Origin of the sequence: Halomonas sp. A11-A, assembly GCF_003182195.1 — a bacterium.
Classification (GTDB): Bacteria; Pseudomonadota; Gammaproteobacteria; order Pseudomonadales; family Halomonadaceae; genus Halomonas; species Halomonas alkalicola.
In genome coordinates, this window is sequence record NZ_QGTM01000035.1 from 1 (window position 1) to 20,106 (window position 20,106).

Consider the following 20,106-nt stretch of genomic DNA (forward strand, 5'->3'; position numbering starts at 1 on the left):
GCCCCGACGCCGCGAGCGGCTCGGTGGCGCATCACGCACTACCTCAAGGTCATGAAGGCGGCCGTCTCGGCGAAGCCACTGCTGAAGCCGATGGGGAAGGCTCTGGCAACGCTGGAGCGCCATGCCGATGCAGTGGTTAGGCGCTGGATCTCGGGACTGACGAACGCACGACTGGAAGGCATGAACGGCCTGTTCCAGGCGGCTCGCTCACGCGCCCGAGGCTACCGGAACGAGGCCAACTTCATCGCCATGATCTACCTGATTGGCAGCCCGGTGGGCCGCCTGATCGATCAGGCCAAATCCACATGAAACGACGAAGAACCATCTCTTCCTGAACACGCTTTTCGCCATCCTTCCGGCGCTGCTGGGTCCCCATGTGGGAGAGTTCTGGTCAGCCGAGCTGCTGCCGGTGCTGATCGCCACGCTGGCGGTACCCATGGTGGGCGGCGTATTGCTGTGGTGCTTCGCCGGCCGCCTGGCGGAGCGGCTGCATGGCGCAGGGGGAGTGGGTGATGGGGCGAGCGGCCGCATCGCGGACGACGACCTGGTGCGTGCCGGCACCTTTCTGATCGGTACCTATCTGGTGGTGCGGCATATCGGCATGCTGGTGGGGGCCTATTCGACCTCCGGCGCCGTGGCCTATGACGCCCTGTTCATGGTGGTGGCGGGTCTCGGCATGATGCTGGGCGGTGGTGCTCTCGCGGCGCTCTACCGCAGGGTCAAGTATCTGGGGGTGGGCCGGTAGGCCGGCCATGGTGAAGCCCGCTGGCCGGGTCAGATGCCCGTCACCAGGAAATCGACGGCGGCGATGCCGGCAGGGCAGAGCGGCACGACGACGGTCGTGCGCAGCTCGCCGAGCAGATCACACTGTATATCGAGAAGGTAGGGGTAGCGTTCGCGCGAGGCCGGGTTGCGGTTCTCGTAGGCGTGGAACTGCGCCATCAGAACGTCCGCTCGCCGTCACCGAAGGTGCCGTGTTCCTCCGCGAACTGGTTGTAGGCGCGGATGGCGTCGGAGTTCTCCTGCTGCCAACGTTCGCGCTGCTCCGCACGTACCTTATCCGACAGCGCGCTCTCGAAAGTGGCAGAAAGGTTGATGCCCAGGCGCCGTGCCTGCTGGAGGAGGTCGCTGTTGATGCTGACGTTGGTGGCCTTCTTGGGAGCTTGAGTGTCGTAGGGCAGGGTCATCTCAATGGCCTCGCAGCGGGCATGCGTATAGTGTGTGCGCACCCGGTGTGTTCGGCAAGTGTGGCGGCGCCTCACGCCCCGCGCTGGTGCATCCGCCGGCTCAGCCGCGCCAGAATGGAGACCTCGCCGCGCAGCCAGGGGCCGAGCAGGCGCATGGAGAGCGGGATGAACAGGAACACCATCACCGGGGTGAGCGCGAGGGTGCTGACCAGCACCTTGGGCACCATCGGCAGGCCGGCCAGCAGGCCGCCGAACAGCGCCTGAAACAGCAGCGAGACCGGGAAGAAGGCGAGCCAGATGGCGATGGCCTGCTTCCAGCGCGGCGGCGTCTGGCCGGTGGCGTCCTGGAACCAGCCGTCCAGGCCGGTGGCGCGGTGCTCCTGGGGGGCGACGAAGAGCCCCTCGCCGCGAGACAGCCAGGCGCGGCGCGAGGCGGAGTGCTCCCAGGCCGCCAGGGTATCGGCATCGCGGAAGCGGAAGATGATCTGGTACTCGTCGTCGCCGGGCGGCGGGGCCAGCACGCCGGAGCCCAGGTAGCCGCTGAAGTCGGCGGCCAGCGCGCGGCCCTCCTCCAGCCAGGCGGTGAAATCGGCGTAGCGGCCGCGGGAGACGCGTCGCGCCACCATCAGGGTCACGGGGGCAGGGGACATGGTGTATCTCCTTGACGAGGGCGCCGGGGTAGGGCGCCGGATTCACTCGGGCCGGGTAGGCCCTCGTGAGCGTTCATGCAGCAACTATTCAAATCAAAGCAAGAAGTATACCATGCCGCCCGCGCCTGGCGGGGAGATCAGCTTTTAAAAGTTGGGGTTCTGGTCGTTTTTGCTGCTATGCGCCGAGGTGGCTGGAATGATCTTTCTGGTTGGTCGGGGCTTGGCAGCATCGGATTCGAGCAGCGGCATCATGGTGGTGTGCCGATCACTCGTTCCAGTTCACGATTGAAGGCCTCCGGCTTGGCCATGTGCAGGAAGTGATCGGCCTCTTCCATGATCACGGCCTCGAACTCCGGCAACAGCTGCCGGTTGGCGTCGACGTCGGTTGGCCACAGGTGGGTCAGTTCTGATGGCCATTGACACTCACCGTCGCGTCGAGCCGAGCCGCGGAAGGCCATCTGTATGCCGATGTGCATGAATGGCAGAATGATCATCCATGTCTATGCCTATTAGCCGACAAAACCCTTGAGACTAAAGGCTAATTCCCTGATATTAATTTCTAAAAATAGAAAAAATCCCTGATAATCAACTAGATTGCCTATCGTATACTCCCCCGCATCCTGGCGGATGGGGGCGATGTCTCCTGCCCGCGCTCTCTTTCACCAAGGCTGCGCCCGCTGCTGCCCCTGAAACAGTCAATGGCCTTCAAACGCCCCTGGGCGCCCGGCCTGTTGCATTGCGAGGTATCGAGACCATGACCAAACAGCCCTTCCTGATCGCCATGACCTTCATGTCGATCATCATCGGCGGCGGCTTCGCCTCCGGTCAGGAGGTCCTGCAGTTCTTCACCGGCTACGGCCTGATCGGCGTGGCCGGCACCCTGGTCAGCGGGCTGCTGTTCGCCTTCCTGGGCATGCAGATCGCGCGCATGAGCTCGAGCCTGCAGGCGCGCTCTCACAAGGAGGTGCTGGCGGCGCTTTTCGGTCGTCGGGCGGGGCTTGCCATCGACCTGGTGCTCTCCTTCTTCCTGTTCGGCGTGGGCGTGGTGATGCTGGCCGGCAGCGGCTCCATCTTCGCGCAGCAGTACGGCATGCCGCCGCTGTTCGGCGGCGTGCTGCTCAGCGTGCTGGTGATCGCCACCCTCTGCCTGCGGGTGCGCGGCATCATCAACCTGATCAGCGCCATCATGCCGGTGCTGCTGCTGCTGGTGATGACCATTACCGTCTACTCCTTCTTCGCCAGCGACGCCTCCCTGGAGTCACTGAACACCGCCTCGGGCGAGTTCGCCACCATCAGCGACGGCTGGCCGGTGTCGCACTGGTTCATCGGCGCGCTGCTCTACGCCTCCTTCAATATCGCCGTGGGCTTCCCGATGCTGTCGGTGATCGGCGGCCTGACCCCGGATAGCCGCCAGGCGGCGCTGGGCGGTATCCTGGGCGGCGTGGGTCTGGGCGTGCTGATCTTCCTGCTCAACATCGGTCTCTTTGCCAACCTCGACCGCCTGGTGGGCGTCGAGATGCCGTCACTGATGCTGGCCAATGCGCTCTCGCCGGCGGTGGCCATGGTCATGTCCCTGGCGCTGATCTGCATGATCTACAGCACCGCCGTGGGCATGTTCTTCGCCTTTACCGCCCGCTTCGCCACCCCCGAGACGTCCCGCTTCAAGGTGCTGAGCGTGATCTTCACCGCGGTGGGCCTGCTGCTCAGCCAGTTCGGCTTCAGCGCGCTGATCGGTACCGTCTACCCGATGCTGGGCGTGGTGGGCCTGATCCTGATCCTTGCCCTGGGTTACCGCTGGCACACCGCCCGCCGCGAGGCCAGGCTGCGCCTGGCGCGCTCCAGCTACTGAGTCGGCGGCGCAGAGAGACGAGTCCGCGGAGGGGGCGCTGATGCAGCGCCCCCTCCTTGCGTAGGCGGTCTGGGTAGCCGGCCGGCTACTCCCGCTCGTCCCGGGTCGAGTGCAGCAGTACCCGGTCCATGCCCCGGGTGCTCAGCACCCGCTTCAGGGCGGCAAAGAGATGGGTGGGCAGGGTGACCGCATAGCGGGGTCTGGGGCGCGGATGCTCCAGGGCGTGGATCAGCTTGGCCACCACCGCCTCCGGGCCCAGGGTGAAGGCAGCCTTGCTCTCGGTGCTGGCCAGCCGCGCCTCCACCTTGCGGTAGGTCTCGGCATGGGCGCTGCGCGCGGTAGCGATCTGGGCCCGGAAGGCGCGGTGGGCGTTCTCGCGAAAGCGGCTGGTGATGGGGCCGGGCTGGATCAGGCTGACGTGGATGCCGCTGCCCGCAAGCTCCTGGCGCAGGGTATCGGTGAGCCCCTCCAGGGCGAACTTGGAGCAGATATAGGCGCCGCGGTAGGGCAGGGCGGCGAACCCCAGCACCGAGCTGTTCTGCACGATGCGTCCGTGTCCCTGGGCGCGCATCATCGGCAGCACCCGAGCGGTGAGCTCGTGGGTGCCGAGCAGGTTGGTCTCGAGCTGCTGCCTCAGCGTCTCCCGGGAGAGATCCTCCACCGCCCCGGGCTGGCCGTAGGCGCCATTGTTGAAGAGCGCGGTCAGCCGCCCGCCGGTGCGCTTTTCGACCTCGGCCACCGCCGCCTCGATGGAGGCGCTGCTGTCCAGGTCCAGCGCCAGCGCCTCCAGGCCCTCCTCCTTCAGCCGGGCCACGTCTGCCTCCTTTCTGGCGGTGGCAAACACCCGCCAGCCCCGCGCCGCCATGGCGTGGGCCGCGGCGTGGCCGATCCCGCTGGAGCAGCCGGTGATCAGCAGGCTGCGCGTCTTATCCGGGCGTGCATCCGTCATTCATCTCTCCTGTTCTGGTTCAGGCGCTCGATGGCCGGCCTCACGGGCCGCCCTGCAGCATCTCCCGGGTCGCCTCCATCACCCGGCCATCCACGGTGCGCTGGACCTTGTCCTCGATCTCGCCGAGCAGCGCCTCCACCTTGGGACCTTCGTTGGCCACCGCCACGAAGGTCCATTCGCTCGCCTCCAGCCGGTCGTGTGCGCCGCTCTCGCAAACCGCCACCGCCGGGTTGCGCCCGAAGCGCTCGTGCAGGCCGCCCATGCGCTGGCGCTTCTCCTTCAGCGAGCGGCAGCCGGGCAGCGAGATGTGCAGCGTGAGAATCCCCATGTGCATCCTGACCCCTCCTTCGCCCTTTTCCTGACCTGGATCATTTCCCCGTCTCGTCCGGATGTCTACCCTTCTCTGGCACAACATATGGTGTATGAAAGAAGAAAATGCACCATATATAGATAATTGGCCAGTGAGGGAACACCCATGCAACGCCAGCCGACCGGCGCCGTCAACGTCGCCTCGACGGTCAACGAATACCTGCAGCGCGCCGACTGGCGCGTCAACGCCAACGCCAACCAGGGCTACTCCCTGGGTGGGCTGATCCTCAACGCCTCGGGCAAGCTGATCGCCAACTACTGGCTGGATGAAGTCTATCCCGCCGCGGTAGGCGAGGCCCACCGGGAGGGCGACCTGCATATCCACGACCTGGACATGCTCAGCGGCTACTGCGCCGGCTGGTCGCTGCGCCAGCTGCTGATCGAGGGCTTCAACGGCGTGCCGGGTCGGGCGGAGAGCGCGCCGCCCCGGCACCTCACCAGCGCCTTGGGGCAGATGGTCAACTTCCTCGGCACCCTGCAGAACGAGTGGGCCGGCGCCCAGGCGTTCAGCTCCTTCGATACCTATCTGGCCCCCTTCGTGCGCCGTGACGCCCTCGACTACCCGGCGGTGAAGCAGGCGGTGCAGGAATTTATCTACAACCTCAACGTGCCGTCGCGCTGGGGCAGCCAGACCCCCTTCACCAACCTCACCTTCGACTGGACCTGCCCGGCGGACCTGCGCGACCAGGTGCCGATCATCGGCGGCGCGGAGCAGCCCTTCAGCTACGGCGAGCTGCAGGCCGAGATGGACCTGCTCAACCGCGCCTACCTGGAGGTGATGGAGGAGGGCGACTGCCAGGGGCGGGTGTTCACCTTCCCGATCCCCACCTACAACATCACCCCGGACTTCCCCTGGGAGAGCGACAACGCCGAGCGGCTCTTCGCGCTCACTGCCAAGTACGGGCTGCCCTACTTCCAGAACTTCCTCAACTCGGACCTGGAGCCGCACATGGTGCGCTCCATGTGCTGTCGGCTGCAGCTCGACCTCACCGAGCTGCTCAAGCGCGGCAACGGCCTGTTCGGCAGCGCCGAGCAGACCGGCTCGCTCGGCGTGGTGACCATCAACTGCGCGCGCCTGGGCTATCGCTTCGCCGGCGACCGCACGGGGCTCTTCCAGGAGCTGGACCGGCTGCTCGCGCTCGGCCGCGACAGCCTGGAGATCAAGCGCGGCTGCATCCAGGGCTGGATGGACGACGGCCTCTACCCCTACAGCCGCCGCTACCTCGGCACCCTGCGCAACCACTTCTCCACCCTGGGGGTGAACGGCCTCAACGAGATGGTGCGCAATTTCTTCGAGGACCGTTTCGATATCGCCAACCCCGAGGGGCAGCAGCTGGCCATCGAGCTGCTGGAGCGCGTGCGCGAGCGGATGCGCGAGTTCCAGGCGGCCACCGGCCACCTCTACAACCTGGAGGCGACCCCGGCGGAGGGCACCACCTACCGCTTCGCCAAGGAGGACCAGAAGCGCTACCCCGACATCCTCCAGGCGGGCACGCCGGACTCTCCCTACTACACCAACTCCAGCCAGCTGCCGGTGGGCTATACCGACGACCCCTTCGAGGCGCTGCTGCACCAGGACCCGCTGCAGACCCGCTACACCGGCGGCACCGTGCTGCACCTCTACATGGGGGAGCGGCTCTCCTCACCGGCGGCCTGCCGCAAGCTGGTGCAGAGCGCGCTCTCCCGCTTCCGCCTGCCCTATATCACCGTGACGCCGACCTTCTCGATTTGCCCGGTGCACGGCTACCTGGCCGGCGAACACGAGTTCTGCCCGAAGTGCGATGACGCCCTTCTGGCAAAGCATGCTCGGGCCGACGCCATGGCCTGAGGCCTTTCCCCGCAATACCACCAACCTGAAAAGGAGTATCCCATGCGTCATAGCGTCGAGAGCCTGCCCACCGAAGCGCGCCAGCGCTGCGAGGTCTGGACCCGAGTGATGGGCTATCACCGCCCCGTCAGCCAGTTCAACCGCGGCAAGCAGTCCGAGCACCGCGAGCGGCGACACTTCAGCGAGCAGGCCGCCACCCCCTGACCCCACCGCCATGCCGGGCGCCTCGGGCCCGTGCCCGGGGCGCTCGGCCGGAACGCGCCCATGTCCCACGACGAATCTTGCCGGCCGCGGTTGCCCGTGGCCGGCCTAACCCCCATGACCACCCTGGACTACCCGGATCACCTGGCCTGCGTGGTCTTCCTGCAGGGCTGCCCGCTGCGCTGCGGCTACTGCCACAACCCCGGGATGCTCGCGCCCCGCCGTGCCGCGCCCGGCGAATGGGCCGAGGTGGAAGCCTTCCTGGCCAGGCGCCAGGGGCTGCTCGACGGCATCGTCTTTAGCGGCGGCGAGCCGACCCTGCATGCCGACCTGCCCGTCGCCGCCGCCCGGGCGCAAACGCTTGGCTTCAAGGTGGGGCTGCATACCGCCGGGGTCTACCCGCGCCGCCTGGCCGAGACGCTGCCGCACCTGGCGTGGGTGGGGCTCGATGTGAAGGGCCCGGCGGCGTGCTTCGACGCCATCGTCGGCCGCCCCGGCCTGGCCGCCGCCCACGCCGAGAGCCTCGAGCTGCTGCTGAAAAGCGGCGTCGCCTTCGAGTGCCGCACCACCGTTCACTGGCGCGATCTCGACCTGGAGAGCCTGCGCCGCCTGGCCCTCGACCTCGCCGAATGGGGCGTAACCCGTTACGCCCTGCAGGTGGCCCGCCCCGGCCGCTGCCTCGATCCCGCCTACGCCCGCCCGGTGCCCAGCGCCCCGACCCTCGGCGAGCTCGAAGCGCTGGTGGAGACCCTGGCGCCGGCCTTCGTGCGTATTGAACTGAGGACGTAAGCCAAAGACGACACTGCCTTGTAAGCCATTGCCCACTGGTGCTCAGGCGGCTTAGGTGTCAGGCTGCTAGGTTACAGAATGTTGCCGGCACGCCGCCATCCCCGGCCTGCGCCTGGAAAAGCGTGAGAGTCTCGAAGGACGGCCCGATCTACACGGCCGCTTGCCGGAAATGCGAGCATCAGCATCTAGTCTATCGGTAGGGAGAGAGGAGGGCATGAAGGCAGATAACGACCCAAAGCCGGCATGCCGGTAAAGACAGCAGGCACGTTCATCCATGTTGTACCCGCGCGACCGGATGCCTCAGGCCGCACTCCGGCCAATACAATACCCTATAGAAGTTGCATGGCAGCCTGATGTGCGGCTTAGTCCAACAGGCATTTATTCGCCATGCTGCGCACGGCGAATAAATGCTGAACAGTTAGGAGAGATTCGAGTGCGGTACGCGTTCGTAAATGGCTATAGGGTTGAGGCGGAAAAGGGGCTGCATGGAAAGTGCCCTTGTTGTAATAGTGATGTCATTGCGAAATGTGGAAACTTCAAAGTCCATCACTGGGCGCATAAAACCCGAGAATTATGCGACCCTTGGTGGGAAAACGAATCTGAGTGGCACAGAACGTGGAAGTCTTACTTCCCGAGCAAGAGTCAGGAACGTGTGTTTACCGATGAGAAAACGGGAGAAAGACACATTGCAGATGTCTACGTTGAGAAGAATGTGGTCATCGAGTTTCAAAGCTATTCAATCTCTGCCGAAGAGATGAGTGCCCGAGAGCGCTTCTACCAACAGATGATTTGGGTAGTAAACGGCGCTAAAAGGGACTTTGACCGAATATATTTCCATCAGAGTGTTTGTGGTGCCCATACAGACGATCCTTCCCTTCGCAAGATTAGGTGGGTTGGTCGTAGTAAGCTCCTTGCCAAATGGGAGGCTGCAACAAAACACGTATATATGGATTTTGGTACGGATCTAGTATGGCATCTCATTGAATATGACCCGAAGGCCAAAAATGGTTTGGTCAGAGCTTATCCGAAGCAAAAATTCGTGGAGTTTTTTGGTGGTATCTACTCCTAACAATCACAGTCACGGCGACGTCTACTCCATTGCGGCTTCGCCTCCATTCCGCAGCCGCGCGTGCTGTTGGCTTTATGTGTGACAATGGGAGCGAGCAATGACTCTAAGCAGGGAATCTTTAGAGTGGAGCATCGAATTCGTGGAAAAGCACTCTGATGGCGATTTATTCCCTAAAATCAGAGAGCTTGATGCAATTAACGCCAAACGCGATGATTTTTTTACTCTCGTGGAAGGTAAGCCTTTAAGTGGCTTTGAGCCCAGAGTGTGCAGACGGTTCATCGTTCCAAAAGATGAAATCTCCTACCGTCAAGCGACGCAGCTACATCCCCAAGACTCAATTCTATTGTCAGCACTAGTTCATCAATTTGGAAAAGGGATCGAGGTCCGAAGGAGAGCTAAAGGAGAAGTGTTTAGCTATCGTTTTTCCCCTTCACTCGAAGAAGGGCTTTATAGCACTAAAACGGCATGGAATGACTTTTGGACGACTGCACACAGAAAGTCTCACAGTTGCTTAGTTATTCTCTACTGCGATATAGCTGATTTTTATAACCAGATATATCACCATGCAGTCGAAAATCAGCTAATAGAGTCAGGTTTTCCGAATCAAGCTATAAAATGGTTAATCTCACTTCTTGAATCGACTACTGCAAAAGTTTCAAGAGGCGTACCGATCGGTCCGCATCCTATCCATTTAATCGCTGAGTCGACTCTCATTCCTATAGATAATAGTCTAGCTGCAAACGGCCTCCAGTTCATTAGATATGCAGACGATATCATAATATTTTGCGACTCAAAAAAGTCTGCCAAGTCGGCATTGGCTCTAGTTGCCTCCACCTTGGACAAGCAGCAAAGGCTAATGCTGCAGAGGCATAAAACAAAATTTTACGACCCAGAGGATTTTCGAGCTTTGTGTTCGGAAATGATTGAAGACAGGCCGATAGATAAAAGTGAAGAGCAGTTATTACGAATAATACGAAAGTATACTGGCGGAAATCCCTATCAATCGATTTCTTACAATGCTATAAAGCCTGAAGATTGGAGTCAATTTTCTGATCGAATCGTTGGAAATATTATAGAAGAGTATTTGTCAAAAGATGAGGTGGATTACATCAGGCTGCGGTGGTTCTACAGGCGGCTTGCTCAAGTTGGGCATCCCGGTGCGCTCGATGTTTCCTTAGAGAATTTTGAAAAGCTTGGTCCATGTTTGGCTAATATTTGTGCTTACATTGCGTCAATACAATCAATTGAACCGGAAGAGTGGAAAAAAATTGGGGAAAAGCTAATTGGCCTTCTTGATACAGAAGAGATTTCTAGGAGCGAATTTTTCAGGTTGTCTATCCTAAGTTTGTTCACTAGAAATGAATACATTAATCATTTTCCTTCATTGGCTGGACGATACCAAATTAGTGATCCATATGCCAGGAGGGAAATTCTTCTTTCAGCTGCTATTAACAAAGCCTTTGATTGGCTGCGTGAACATAAGGAGTCCTATCCTCAGATGGACGCTTGGCAGCGTATGGCTTTCATTTTTGGGGCGTCTGGGTTGCCTAGCGACGAAAGAAAGTTCTTTATTAATGGTCATCAGTACGACGGACCTTTCGAGACAGTATTGGCCAAGTGGAGCAAAAATACATAACAAATGGCCGTTGACGGACGCGCCTATGCGGCGCTCCGGAACGCCGCAAAGTCAAGAATTAAACAGGAAGAATTGTGAAAGAGTTAAACGTAAAAGAAATTATGCCTGCTCTTGATAAAGCTATGGACGAGACTGCTCAAAAAATGACTGGAGTTCATGGCCCATATTGGAATAGCCGGTTGGACGTTTCGAAGGTGGTTCTAACAATAACAGCGGCAGTTATTGTAGGTACAATTTCATTCTCAGGTAATCTCGTAGGCCCAGACAAGGAATCACTGGCTTGGCCTTGCGTTCTTTTCGTTTCTTGGTCTTTTTTTGTTATATCGGGCATTTCTTCTTTATACGCAATGTGGAACCTATATAAGTTAAATTCTCATCATGTTCTTTTAATTAATCGGCAGCCTATGATAGAGCAAAAGCTTAGTGAGGTTGGGCGCAAAGAATCACCTGAAGAGCTAAAAAATGAACTTGATCAAGCGATTTTAAGTATAACCACAGAAACATTAACGCCACTCAAAGCCTGTGATCAACATTCTCACTATGCACTAGCAGTTCAGTTAGTATCTTTTGCATCGGCTCTTCTATTGTTCATGATTTTTGGGGTGCTACAAATTGTTTAACAAGGAAGGGCAACTATAGTGGACCCTGAAATCAAGACACTGGTTTAAGATATGCCGAGGCCGATTTCGAAGGGACCAGAGATGTCGAAACAGAAACGTAACACCCACTCACCAGAGCTGAAGTCCAAGGTCGCCCTGGAGGCTGTCCGTGGCCTGAAGACGGCGAACGAAATCGCTCAGGAATTCGGTGTCCACCCTGTGCAGGTCGGTCAGTGGAAGAAGGCCCTCCTGGCGGACTCCGCCTCCTTGTTCGACAAGAAGCGCGGGCCAAAGCCAAAGCCCGAGTACCAGTCAGACGAGAAGCTCTACGGGGAAATCGGCCGTCTGAAGATGGAGCTCGACTGGCTGAAAAAAAAATCCGGAATCAACCTGCCATGATCCGCCGCGGCTGGATCGACGCGGCCGACCGAGTGCCGCTGCTCCGCCAGTGCGCCCTGGCAGGGGTCGCCAGGTCCACCGTTTACGCTCAACGGCAGCCAACGGAGCCTTCCGAGCAGGATGTCGAACTCTGCCATGCGATCGATGAGATCTACACGCAATGGCCGTTCTACGGTAGCCGCCGGATGGTCGTGGAACTCGGTCGCCATGGCTTTCGCGTCAATCGCAAGCGCGTACAGCGGCTGATGCGCGGCATGGGGTTGGCAGGTATGGCGCCGGGCCCCATGACCAGCCGGCCGCATCCTGAGCACAAGGTCTACCCGTACCTGCTGCGCGGCGTGTCGATCACACGCCCCAATCAGGTGTGGAGTACCGATGTGACGTACATTCGGGTGGCGCGCGGCTTCGTGTACCTGGTCGCCATCATCGACTGGTATAGCCGCAAGGTGCTCAGCTGGCGGGTGAGCAATACCATGGAGGCGTCCTTCTGCGTCGACGCCTTGGAAAGCGCCCTGCGGCTACATGGCACGCCGGAGATCTTCAACAGTGACCAAGGCTCGCAGTTCACGAGCCAGGCCTTCACGGGGGTGCTCAAGCAAGCCGGCGTCGCCATCAGCATGGACGGCCGTGGGCGCGCGTTCGACAACATCTTCGTCGAGCGGCTATGGCGGACGGTCAAGTACGAGGACGTGTATGTGAAGGGCTATGCGAGCTTGGGAGAGCTGACCCTCGGCCTATCCGCGTACTTCTCGTTCTACAACGCCCAGCGGCCTCACCAGTCGCTGGAGAACCAGACCCCGGACACCGTGTATGCGTTGGGGACTGGCGGCGGTGCCGCCATTCCCGATCACTTTGGTCATCAACGTGACACCGCTCAGGACCATGACACAGGGCAGCGCTGTGCAGCTGCAGCCAAGGCCGAGACGATAACTTAAATCGGGACGTTTTCTGTCTTGACGATGGGGTCCACTTTAAACATCGCGCCTTTGGCGCTGGACTCGCTATCGATCGCCTTTACTTGCAACGTTAACTGTCAAAAAGGAAGCATATGAAGTCTCGATCCAGATTAATGCTTGAAAAATCTATAGCCGCTATGCTTTCGGCTATAGAGATTTATAACAAACCGGACTTTAAATATCGTGAAGAAACATTCTCTGTATTATGCATTAACTCATGGGAGCTTCTCCTAAAAGCCAAAGTCCTTAATTTGGCGAGCAACAAGCTGGCCTCACTTTATGCAATGGAGTATAGAGTTCTCAAAAGCGGTAAAAGATCTGCGGTTCGGCGACCCAAGAGAAATAGATCTGGAAATCCAATGTCTATTAATTTGTTTGAGGCGTACAGAATTGTTACTGAAGACTATGGCGTGAAGATCGAAAAGGCAGTAAATGACAACCTTGTTGCACTTGTTGAGATCAGAGACAATTCAATCCACTTCGTTAATGATGATCTTCTGCTATCACTGAAAGTTCAGGAGTTAGGAAGTGCATCGCTTCAAAACTATCTACATTTAGTATCCACATGGTTTGGCGATGTTTTGTCTGGATATAACTTTTACTTAATGCCATTGTCATTTTTTAGAAATTTTGACGAGGCACCCGGGGTCTCTTTAAATTCGAATGAAAGAAAGGTTTTGGAATATATAAAGAAATCTGAAGAGGCATATGATAACAACGATAATGTCGGAGATTACAATTTAACATTAAGAATTGACGTAAAGTTTCAGAAAGTCAAAAGCACTTCTGGGTTGCCTGTTAAAATTACTAATGATCCCAATGCTACAGCCGTAATGCTCTCTGAAGAAGACATAACAGATAAGTATCCTTGGGATTATGATGTCCTAAGCACGCGTCTGGCAAAGCGATACTCTGACTTCAAGATGAACTCTAAGTACCACAAGATTCGTAAGAAATTGGAAAAGGACAAGCGGTATGCTTACGAAAGGTTCCTGAACCCGAAGAACCCCAAAGGCGGGAAAAAGACATTTTATAACCCTAATATCCAAAAAGAATTCGACAAGCACTATACAAAAGCAAGTTAACAAGTGGCTGTTGTCGGATGCACCTACGCTGCGCTCCGGTGCGCCGCAAAGCCAATAGTTAGCATATCCTAAATGTCCGTTCCTGGCCGGTAGCAGCCGTGAATCATATGGTCGTTTTCTTTACGCGCGCTGACCGCCTCTCCAGGTGTCATTTTCAGAAGACGACTGCACCAGGTGACGGGTCGCAACGCCAGGTGTGAAGGCGGCTCCTGACAGCCCGGTATCAGCAGTCGCCTTCACCAACCTCGACTATGCTCAGTACTCCTATGCACCACAGGCGGGTCGGGGCATGGCATCAGACACCTCACCGATTACCGAGCAAGGCGTGGCCACCCTGTCCGATGAAGCCTGGTCACAGGCCCGGCACCGAACGGCCATCATCGGACCCTTGGCGGCACTTCAGGTGGTCGGGCATGAGGCCGCCGACGACGCCGCTCAAGCGCTTGGCCTGTCCCGGCGGCAGGTGTATGTCCTGATCCGCCGCGCCCGACAAGGCAGTGGCCTTGTCACGGACCTGGCTCCCGGCCGGTCCGGCGGTGGCAAGGGTAAGGGGCGGCTGCCGGAGTCGGTCGAACGCATCATCCGTGAGCTGCTGCACAAGCGCTTCCTGACCAAGCAGAAGCGCAGCCTAGCGGCGTTCCACCGGGACGTCGCGCAGGCGTGTAAAGCGCAGAAGCTAATGGTGCCAGCGCGGAACACCGTGGCTCGGCGGATCGCCGATCTCGATCCGCTCAAGACCACTCGCCGCCGTGAAGGCCGGGAGGCGTCCCGCGACCTGCAAGGTGTCGGTGGCGTACCTCCCGCCGTGACCGCGCCGCTGGAGCAAGTGCAGATGGACCACACGGTCATCGACCTGATCGTGGTCGACGAGCGCGACCGACAACCGATTGGTCGTCCCTACCTCACCATCGCCATCGATGTGTTCACCCGCTGCGTACTCGGCATGGTGGTCACACTGGAATCACCGTCCGCCGTCTCGGTTGGCCTGTGCCTCGCGCACGGCGCCTGCGACAAGCGCCCCTGGCTGGAAGGACTGGACGTGGAAATGGACTGGCCGATGAGCGGCAAGCCAAGGCTGCTTTACCTGGACAACGCGGCCGAGTTCAAGAGCGAGGCGCTGCGCCGCGGCTGCGAGCAGCATGGCATTCGGTTGGACTATCGCCCGCCCGGGCAGCCGCACTACGGCGGCATCGTGGAGCGTGTCATCGGCACGGCGATGCAGATGATCCATGACGAGCTGCCGGGGACGACCTTCTCCCATCCCGGCCAGCGCGGGGAGTACGACGCCGAGAACAAGGCCGTCCTGACGCTGCGCGAGTTGGAGCGCTGGCTCGCGTTGGCGGTCGGCACCTATCACGGCTCGGTGCACAACAGCCTGCTCCAGCCGCCGGCCGCGTGCTGGGCCGAGGCGGTGATGCGTGTCGACACACCGGCCATCGTCACCCGCCCTACGGCGTTTCTGGTCGATTTCCTGCCGGTCATCCGCCGCACGCTGACGCGAACTGGCTTCGTCATTGACCACATCCACTACTATGCCGACGCGCTCAAGCCGTGGATTGCGCGGCGTGACCGCTTGCCCGTCTTCCTGATCCGGCGCGATCCACGCGACATCAGCCGTATCTGGGTCTTGGAGCCGGAGGGCCAGCACTACCTGGAGATCCCCTACCGAACGCTGTCCCATCCGGCCGTTACGCTCTGGGAGCAACGCCAAGCGTTGGCACGGCTACGTGAGCTCGGACGTGATCAGGTGGACGAGTCGGCGCTGTTCCGCATGATCGAGCAGATGCGTGAGATCGTCATCACCGCGCAGCAGAGCACCCGCAAGGCGCGGCGCGATGCGGATCGTCGCCGTCATTTCAAGGCGTCGCCTCAGTCTGGCAAGCCAGTCCCGCCGACACTGGTGGACATGGCTGACCCGCAGGCAGACAACCTGCCGCGGGCCAAGCCGTTCGACCAGATCGAGGAGTGGTAGCCATGGACGAGTCTCCCACCATCGACTTGTCCCACCTGCTGCCGGCAGCGCAGGGATTGGCTCGGCTACCGGCGGACGAGCGTATCCAGCGCATTCGCGCCGACCGCTGGATCGGCTATCCGCGTGCGGTGGAAGCACTGAGCCGGCTGGAAACCCTGTATGCGTGGCCGAACAAGCAACGCATGCCCAACCTGCTGCTGGTAGGTCCGACGAACAACGGCAAGTCGATGATCATCGAGAAATTCCGGCGTGCGCATCCGGCCAGCGCCGATGCCGACCAGGAGCACATGCCAGTGCTGGTCGTGCAGATGCCGTCGGAGCCATCGGTCATTCGCTTCTACGTCGCGTTGCTGGCCGCGATGGGCGCACCATTGCGCCTGCGCCCACGGCTGCCGGAGATGGAGCCACTGGCACTGACGTTGTTGCGCAAGGTCGGCGTGCGCGTACTGATAATCGACGAGCTGCACAACGTGCTGGCCGGCAATAGCGTCACCCGGCGGGAATTCCTCAACCTGCTGCGTTTTCTCGGTAACGAGCTGCGTATCCCGCTGGTTGGGGTCGGCACGCGCGACGCCTACCTGGCTATCCGCTCGGACGATCAGTTGGAGAATCGGTTTGCGCCCATGATGCTGCCCTTGTGGGAGGCCGACGACGACTGCTGTTCGCTGCTGGCCAGCTTCGCCGCGTCACTCCCGCTTCGGCGGCACTCACCGATTGCCAGCCCGGATATGGCCCGCTACCTGCTCACCCGCAGCGAGGGCACGATTGGCGAGCTGACGCACCTGTTGATGGCGGCGGCCGTCGCCTCGGTGGAGAGCGGCGAGGAAGCCATCACCCCCCGCACGCTCAGCATGGCCGATTACACCGGCCCCAGTGAGCGGCGTCGCCAGTTCGAGCGGGAGCTGATGTGAAGCCGGTACCACGCTGGCCGCTGCATCCGGCCCCCGTGGAGGGCGAAGCCCTGTCCTCATGGCTCCATCGTGTCGCCGCCTGCTATCAGATGGACGCGCGCGACCTTCTGGAGAATGATCTAGGGCACGGCCAGGTCGATGACCTTGATACTGCACCACCGCTGTCATTGCTGACGGCGCTCTCCCAGCGAAGCGGCATCGATCTGGACCGGCTGCGCTGCATGAGTATTGCCGGGTGGGTGCCGTGGCTGCTGGACAGTCTCGACGAGCAGATTCCGGCTGCCCTGGAAACCTATGCGTTCCAGCTCTCCGTGCTGCTACCGAGACACAAGCGTAAAATCAGAACTGCCGCACGTTGGCGGGCCTGGCTACCCCGTCAGCCAGTTGGCCGAGCCTGCCCGCTCTGCCTCGACGGTTCGGCGGAACAAGCCATATTGCTCGCCTGGAAGCTGCCCCTGATGCTGAGCTGCCCGCGGCATGGCTGCTGGCTGGAACCCTATTGGGGGGTGCCGGGGCGTTATCTTGGCTGGGAGAACGCCGATACGACACCACGTGCCGCTGCTGACGCGATTACGACGATGGATCGGCGTACCTGGCAGGCACTGACGATGGGCTACGTGGAACTGCCGCGCCGGCGTATTCATGCCGGCCTTTGGTTCCGGTTGCTGCGCACCGTGCTGGATGAGCTGAACACCCCACTCTCGTACTGCGGGAAGGGGGCCGGCAGCATTCGCTATGTCTGGGAGCGCTGTGGCCATCCGCCACGCGCTGGACAAGACCGGTGGCGTCCCTACGAAATGCTGGACTCGGCGGTGCAGCTGCAAATGCTGGAGGCGGCAGCGACCGCCTTCGACCTGCTCGAATCGCAGGCCGTGATCCCGCGCGGGGAGCAGGCAGCGTTGTTCTTATCGGCACTGCAGAGTGGCGCCACCAGCGGCCTGCTTGCCAAGGAACGGCAGCAAGAGCCCATGCACGACTGGAAGGGGATGGTCAGGGCGATCAACGAAGCCTTCACCGAGGCGCGGTACAATCCCGAGACAGCCCGATCACTATTCGCGTTGGCGGCCTATGGGAAGCGAGACCCCGACTCCCTGGAGCGTCTGCGCGACGAGTTTGCCCAGGAGGGCATTCCGCCGGCATTCCTGTCACATTATGAGCCCGATGGACCCTTTGCATGCCGTAAGGTAAGTGACTCATTAAGCAGAAAATTTTGACGACCATCGTCGCCTGGCGAAGTCGGTAAATGACTATAATATCAGACCGGTAATCCAACTGATAAAATAGTAAAATAATATTCTGCTTTTACCTGCAAGGTATCGATCGAACTATTTTTCAGAGGTGTAAGATATTACATTTTCAATATGGATAACCTTTCTGGTAGCAGCATTCCTGATCAGTATTTCTCCTGGCGCTGGTGCAGTCAACTCCATGAGTAGCGGGTTGCGTCACGGTGTGCGTAAATCTATGCCAACCATTCTTGGGCAACAGTTTGGTTACGGTATGCAAATCGTACTGGTCGGTGCTGGGCTGGGGGCTATTGTGGCCTCTTCAAATATCGCACTATCAATAATCAAGTGGATGGGGGTGGCCTATCTGGTTTGGTTGGGCATTCAGAAATGGCGAGAGTCACCAGTTGAAGCTACGGGAGAGAACCCGGAAGGTATTAGTAAGAAACAGCAGTTCTGGAACGGAGCTATGGTGAATCTAACTAACCCGAAAGCGACTATTTTTCTGATCGCCCTGTTTCCCCAGTTCCTTGTGGCAGGGATACCTCATGGCCCACAACTTGCCACCATGGGCGCAACCCTGATTCTGGTGGACATCATGGTCATGATTGGCTATGCCCTGCTTGCCAGCCAGCTGTTTCGATTCCTGACCACCCCCTGGCGTCAGCGACAAATGAACCGGATATTCGGAGGTCTGTTTGTAACAGCTGCCGTGGCTTTGGCGAGTTTTAAGCGCTCTTGATTTCGTTAAAAATTTCAGATTCTGAAAGTCGCTATACAATCAATATCATGGAGAGTCGCAAGGTGTGCGAAGAATGAAATCGTGGTAGTATTTATGCCGAAATTACCTTGAATCATTTTTTTAATAAGCGGGGGGTGTCATGCAGTGGGCTGCTTTTTTTATTGCCACGATGGGTTTTGCATTTCTGCCTGGTCCGGCAATGCTGTATACTGCTGCTCAAACAATCGGGCGGGGTAAAAGAGCTGGCTGGTTAGCGGCCGCAGGCGTTCATTTGGGATGTTACGTACATGTGGTCATGGCAGCGCTGGGCTTGGCTCTGCTATTCGCTGCAATACCGGCCGCATATATAACAATGAAAGTCGCTGGTGGTGTTTATTTGCTATGGGTGGGGTTGCGGCTATGGCGAAAAGGCGTTCCTTTGCAAGGGGAAAGCGTTCCGGGAATCAACACAAAGCGGGTGCTGAGGGATAGTATTTTGGTAGAAGTTCTCAATCCTAAAACGGCACTCTTCTTCGTTGCATTTTTACCTCAATTTGTTCAGCCGGAAAGTGCTGTGCCTGTTGCCTGGCAGTTGCTATGGTTGGGTATTGCGACTAATCTTCTGTTTTCTATTGCTGACGTTGTTGTAGTGATGTTGGCTAGTCCATTGAGGCGTTGGCTTCAGAGAAAAGGCAATTCTTCTCGGCTTATCCAGCGCATCAGCGGGGGAGTACTCATGGTGTTAGGGGGAAATACCCTAGCACAAGCAACTCGCTAATGTGGTTGATTATGAACCAAAGCATGAGTAGTTATTGGCCTCAATAAAGATATATTAATCAAGTGTGTATAACGCCACTACCGACGATCACTGCCTGCCCAGCAATGCGGATCTGTGAAGCCTTATCGTTTCGTTCTGCCTCGGCGAAGGTGAGACTGGGACGACGCATCTCTATGCCCTGGTTCATGCCGGCCTCTGGTTCCGGTTGCTGCGCACCGTGCTGGATGAGCTGAACACCCCACTCTCGTACTGCGGGAGGGGGCCGGCAGCATTCGCTATGTTTGGGAGCACAGTGGCCAGCCGCCACGCGCTGGACAAGACCGATGGCGTCCCTACGCTGGATCCGGCGGTGCAGCTGCAAATGCTGGAGGCGGCAGCCACCGCCATCACCATGGTCGAATCGCAGCTCGTAATCCCGCGCGGAGAGCAGGCGATGCTGTTCTTGCCGGAATCGCAGGCCGGCTTCAACAGCGGCCTGCCCGTGAAGGAGCGACAGCAGAAGCCTATTCACAACTGGAAGGAGATGGTCAGGGCGATCAACGAAGCCTTCACAGAAGCGCGGTACAACCCCGAGACAGCCCGGTCACTGTTCGCGCTGGCGGCCTATGGGAAGCGAGACCCCGAATCCCTGGAGCGTCTGCGCGCGGAGTTTGCCAAGGAGGGCATTCCGCCGGAATTCCTGTCACATTATGAGCCCGATGGACCTTTTGCATGCCGTAAGATAAGTGACTAATTAAGCAGCAAACTTTGACAGACTCCACCGCCAATACAGCGCTTATCTCGGATCCTCGGCACTAGCCCGAATATTGCACCAGGCATGAAAAAAGCGGCTGAAAGTCGGTTATAATTCAAGAGCCTAACCAAGAATTAGCCGACACAGCCGCCATGACAAAATGTACCACGCCCACCGCCACCTTTCCACGCTGCAAAGG

Annotated in this window: 22 protein-coding genes and 1 pseudogene; 17 read left to right on the top strand and 6 right to left on the bottom strand. The window is 59.1% G+C overall.

Annotated elements, in window-relative coordinates; all coding sequences use genetic code 11:
• Both DER72_RS15120 and DER72_RS15125 read left to right on the top strand, forming a co-directional pair.
• On the top strand, window positions 1-309 hold a 309-nt coding region (locus DER72_RS15120; protein WP_146209074.1), incomplete at its 5' end, for a transposase.
• Window positions 310-376: 67 nt separating this feature from the next.
• Entirely contained in the window at window positions 377-745 is a 369-nt protein-coding gene (locus DER72_RS15125) for a hypothetical protein (RefSeq protein WP_110070770.1), read from the top strand.
• Between the two features lie 29 nt (window positions 746-774).
• On the opposite strand, the gene DER72_RS15130 is transcribed toward DER72_RS15125, so the two are convergent.
• The 4 genes from DER72_RS15130 to DER72_RS15145 form a co-directional block, all read right to left on the bottom strand.
• Window positions 775-942 (bottom strand): CcdB family protein, encoded by a 168-nt coding sequence (locus DER72_RS15130; RefSeq protein WP_110070771.1) that lies wholly within the window; start codon window positions 940-942, stop codon window positions 775-777.
• Window positions 942-1,187 carry a type II toxin-antitoxin system CcdA family antitoxin gene (locus tag DER72_RS15135; protein WP_110070772.1) on the bottom strand — a complete coding sequence of 82 codons (246 nt, stop codon included), beginning with the start codon at window positions 1,185-1,187 and terminating at the stop codon, window positions 942-944. The genes DER72_RS15130 and DER72_RS15135 overlap by 1 nt, the downstream gene beginning before the upstream one ends.
• A 71-nt stretch (window positions 1,188-1,258) precedes the next feature.
• The gene (locus tag DER72_RS15140) at window positions 1,259-1,837 is read right to left on the bottom strand and encodes an antibiotic biosynthesis monooxygenase (protein WP_181395688.1); all 579 of its coding nucleotides are present in this window, start codon (window positions 1,835-1,837) and stop codon (window positions 1,259-1,261) included.
• 248 nt (window positions 1,838-2,085) lie between these two features.
• Complete coding sequence (locus DER72_RS15145; RefSeq protein WP_110070773.1) at window positions 2,086-2,331, bottom strand: alpha/beta fold hydrolase; 246 nt, start codon at window positions 2,329-2,331, stop codon at window positions 2,086-2,088.
• A gap of 260 nt (window positions 2,332-2,591) precedes the next feature.
• Between DER72_RS15145 and DER72_RS15150 the strand changes: the two genes are divergently transcribed.
• Window positions 2,592-3,686, top strand: coding sequence for a hypothetical protein (locus DER72_RS15150; RefSeq protein ID WP_110070774.1), 1,095 nt, complete (start codon window positions 2,592-2,594; stop codon window positions 3,684-3,686).
• Between the two features lie 85 nt (window positions 3,687-3,771).
• Here the strand turns inward: DER72_RS15150 and DER72_RS15155 are convergent, their stop codons facing one another.
• Together DER72_RS15155 and DER72_RS15160 are read right to left on the bottom strand one after the other, a co-directional pair.
• Entirely contained in the window at window positions 3,772-4,635 is an 864-nt protein-coding gene (locus tag DER72_RS15155) for an SDR family oxidoreductase (RefSeq protein WP_110070775.1), read from the bottom strand.
• Window positions 4,636-4,675: 40 nt separating this feature from the next.
• A complete protein-coding gene (locus DER72_RS15160; protein WP_110070776.1) occupies window positions 4,676-4,969 on the bottom strand; it encodes a DUF503 domain-containing protein in 294 nt (97 codons plus the stop codon).
• Between the two features lie 141 nt (window positions 4,970-5,110).
• Here DER72_RS15160 and DER72_RS15165 point away from each other — a divergent pair, with 141 nt between their 5' ends.
• The 14 genes and pseudogenes from DER72_RS15165 to DER72_RS15230 all read left to right on the top strand — a co-directional run.
• Entirely contained in the window at window positions 5,111-6,832 is a 1,722-nt protein-coding gene (locus DER72_RS15165) for a ribonucleoside triphosphate reductase (protein ID WP_110070777.1), read from the top strand.
• A 42-nt stretch (window positions 6,833-6,874) separates the two neighbouring features.
• Window positions 6,875-7,036 carry an anaerobic ribonucleoside-triphosphate reductase gene (nrdD, locus tag DER72_RS16690; protein WP_110070778.1) on the top strand — a complete coding sequence of 54 codons (162 nt, stop codon included), beginning with the start codon at window positions 6,875-6,877 and terminating at the stop codon, window positions 7,034-7,036.
• Window positions 7,037-7,096: 60 nt separating this feature from the next.
• Window positions 7,097-7,822 (top strand): anaerobic ribonucleoside-triphosphate reductase activating protein, encoded by a 726-nt coding sequence (locus DER72_RS15175; RefSeq protein ID WP_110070779.1) that lies wholly within the window; start codon window positions 7,097-7,099, stop codon window positions 7,820-7,822.
• Between the two features lie 295 nt (window positions 7,823-8,117).
• Window positions 8,118-8,891, top strand: a complete 774-nt coding sequence (locus DER72_RS15180) for a competence protein CoiA (protein WP_258306329.1) — start codon at window positions 8,118-8,120, stop codon at window positions 8,889-8,891.
• 139 nt (window positions 8,892-9,030) lie between these two features.
• On the top strand, window positions 9,031-10,527 hold the full coding sequence (locus DER72_RS15185) for an RNA-directed DNA polymerase (RefSeq protein ID WP_219983319.1): 1,497 nt from the start codon (window positions 9,031-9,033) through the stop codon (window positions 10,525-10,527).
• A 74-nt stretch (window positions 10,528-10,601) separates the two neighbouring features.
• Window positions 10,602-11,147 carry a hypothetical protein gene (locus tag DER72_RS16080; protein ID WP_146209075.1) on the top strand — a complete coding sequence of 182 codons (546 nt, stop codon included), beginning with the start codon at window positions 10,602-10,604 and terminating at the stop codon, window positions 11,145-11,147.
• An 81-nt stretch (window positions 11,148-11,228) separates the two neighbouring features.
• Window positions 11,229-12,460, top strand: a protein-coding gene (locus tag DER72_RS15190) for an IS3 family transposase (RefSeq protein WP_258306328.1) whose coding sequence is annotated in 2 segments (ribosomal slippage) — window positions 11,229-11,519 and window positions 11,522-12,460 — 1,230 coding nt in all. Because the reading frame shifts where the segments join, the coding sequence is not laid out codon by codon here.
• A gap of 113 nt (window positions 12,461-12,573) precedes the next feature.
• Window positions 12,574-13,566 carry a DUF3644 domain-containing protein gene (locus DER72_RS15195; protein WP_110070782.1) on the top strand — a complete coding sequence of 331 codons (993 nt, stop codon included), beginning with the start codon at window positions 12,574-12,576 and terminating at the stop codon, window positions 13,564-13,566.
• A 289-nt stretch (window positions 13,567-13,855) separates the two neighbouring features.
• Window positions 13,856-15,538: a Mu transposase C-terminal domain-containing protein gene (locus tag DER72_RS15205; RefSeq protein WP_110070784.1), complete on the top strand. Its 1,683-nt coding sequence runs from the start codon at window positions 13,856-13,858 to the stop codon at window positions 15,536-15,538.
• Window positions 15,539-15,540: 2 nt separating this feature from the next.
• Window positions 15,541-16,449, top strand: coding sequence for a TniB family NTP-binding protein (locus tag DER72_RS15210; protein ID WP_110070785.1), 909 nt, complete (start codon window positions 15,541-15,543; stop codon window positions 16,447-16,449).
• Entirely contained in the window at window positions 16,446-17,663 is a 1,218-nt protein-coding gene (locus tag DER72_RS15215) for a TniQ family protein (protein WP_110070786.1), read from the top strand. Before DER72_RS15210 ends, DER72_RS15215 begins: the two co-directional genes overlap by 4 nt.
• A 145-nt stretch (window positions 17,664-17,808) precedes the next feature.
• Window positions 17,809-18,417, top strand: coding sequence for a homoserine/homoserine lactone efflux protein (rhtB, locus tag DER72_RS15220; protein ID WP_258306330.1), 609 nt, complete (start codon window positions 17,809-17,811; stop codon window positions 18,415-18,417).
• Between the two features lie 139 nt (window positions 18,418-18,556).
• Window positions 18,557-19,174 (top strand): LysE family translocator, encoded by a 618-nt coding sequence (locus tag DER72_RS15225; RefSeq protein WP_110070788.1) that lies wholly within the window; start codon window positions 18,557-18,559, stop codon window positions 19,172-19,174.
• Window positions 19,175-19,355: 181 nt separating this feature from the next.
• Window positions 19,356-19,907: pseudogene (locus DER72_RS15230) on the top strand (TniQ family protein); the annotation flags it as partial.
• Window positions 19,908-20,106 lie beyond the last annotated feature (199 nt).

Bases quoted from the DNA above. Each gene is read 5' to 3' on its own strand.
- DER72_RS15140 (WP_181395688.1), bottom strand. From the start codon at position 1,837: ATGTCCCCTGCCCCCGTGACCCTGATGGTGGCGCGACGCGTCTCCCGC.
- DER72_RS15195 (WP_110070782.1), top strand. From the start codon at position 12,574: ATGAAGTCTCGATCCAGATTAATGCTTGAAAAATCTATAGCCGCTATG.
- DER72_RS15145 (WP_110070773.1), bottom strand. From the start codon at position 2,331: ATGATCATTCTGCCATTCATGCACATCGGCATACAGATGGCCTTCCGC.
- DER72_RS15150 (WP_110070774.1), top strand. From the start codon at position 2,592: ATGACCAAACAGCCCTTCCTGATCGCCATGACCTTCATGTCGATCATC.
- DER72_RS15165 (WP_110070777.1), top strand. From the start codon at position 5,111: ATGCAACGCCAGCCGACCGGCGCCGTCAACGTCGCCTCGACGGTCAAC.
- DER72_RS15135 (WP_110070772.1), bottom strand. From the start codon at position 1,187: ATGACCCTGCCCTACGACACTCAAGCTCCCAAGAAGGCCACCAACGTC.
- DER72_RS15225 (WP_110070788.1), top strand. From the start codon at position 18,557: ATGCAGTGGGCTGCTTTTTTTATTGCCACGATGGGTTTTGCATTTCTG.
- DER72_RS15155 (WP_110070775.1), bottom strand. From the start codon at position 4,635: ATGACGGATGCACGCCCGGATAAGACGCGCAGCCTGCTGATCACCGGC.
- nrdD (WP_110070778.1), top strand. From the start codon at position 6,875: ATGCGTCATAGCGTCGAGAGCCTGCCCACCGAAGCGCGCCAGCGCTGC.
- DER72_RS15130 (WP_110070771.1), bottom strand. From the start codon at position 942: ATGGCGCAGTTCCACGCCTACGAGAACCGCAACCCGGCCTCGCGCGAA.
- DER72_RS15180 (WP_258306329.1), top strand. From the start codon at position 8,118: ATGCCTCAGGCCGCACTCCGGCCAATACAATACCCTATAGAAGTTGCA.
- DER72_RS15175 (WP_110070779.1), top strand. From the start codon at position 7,097: ATGTCCCACGACGAATCTTGCCGGCCGCGGTTGCCCGTGGCCGGCCTA.
- DER72_RS15205 (WP_110070784.1), top strand. From the start codon at position 13,856: ATGGCATCAGACACCTCACCGATTACCGAGCAAGGCGTGGCCACCCTG.
- DER72_RS15160 (WP_110070776.1), bottom strand. From the start codon at position 4,969: ATGCACATGGGGATTCTCACGCTGCACATCTCGCTGCCCGGCTGCCGC.
- DER72_RS15210 (WP_110070785.1), top strand. From the start codon at position 15,541: ATGGACGAGTCTCCCACCATCGACTTGTCCCACCTGCTGCCGGCAGCG.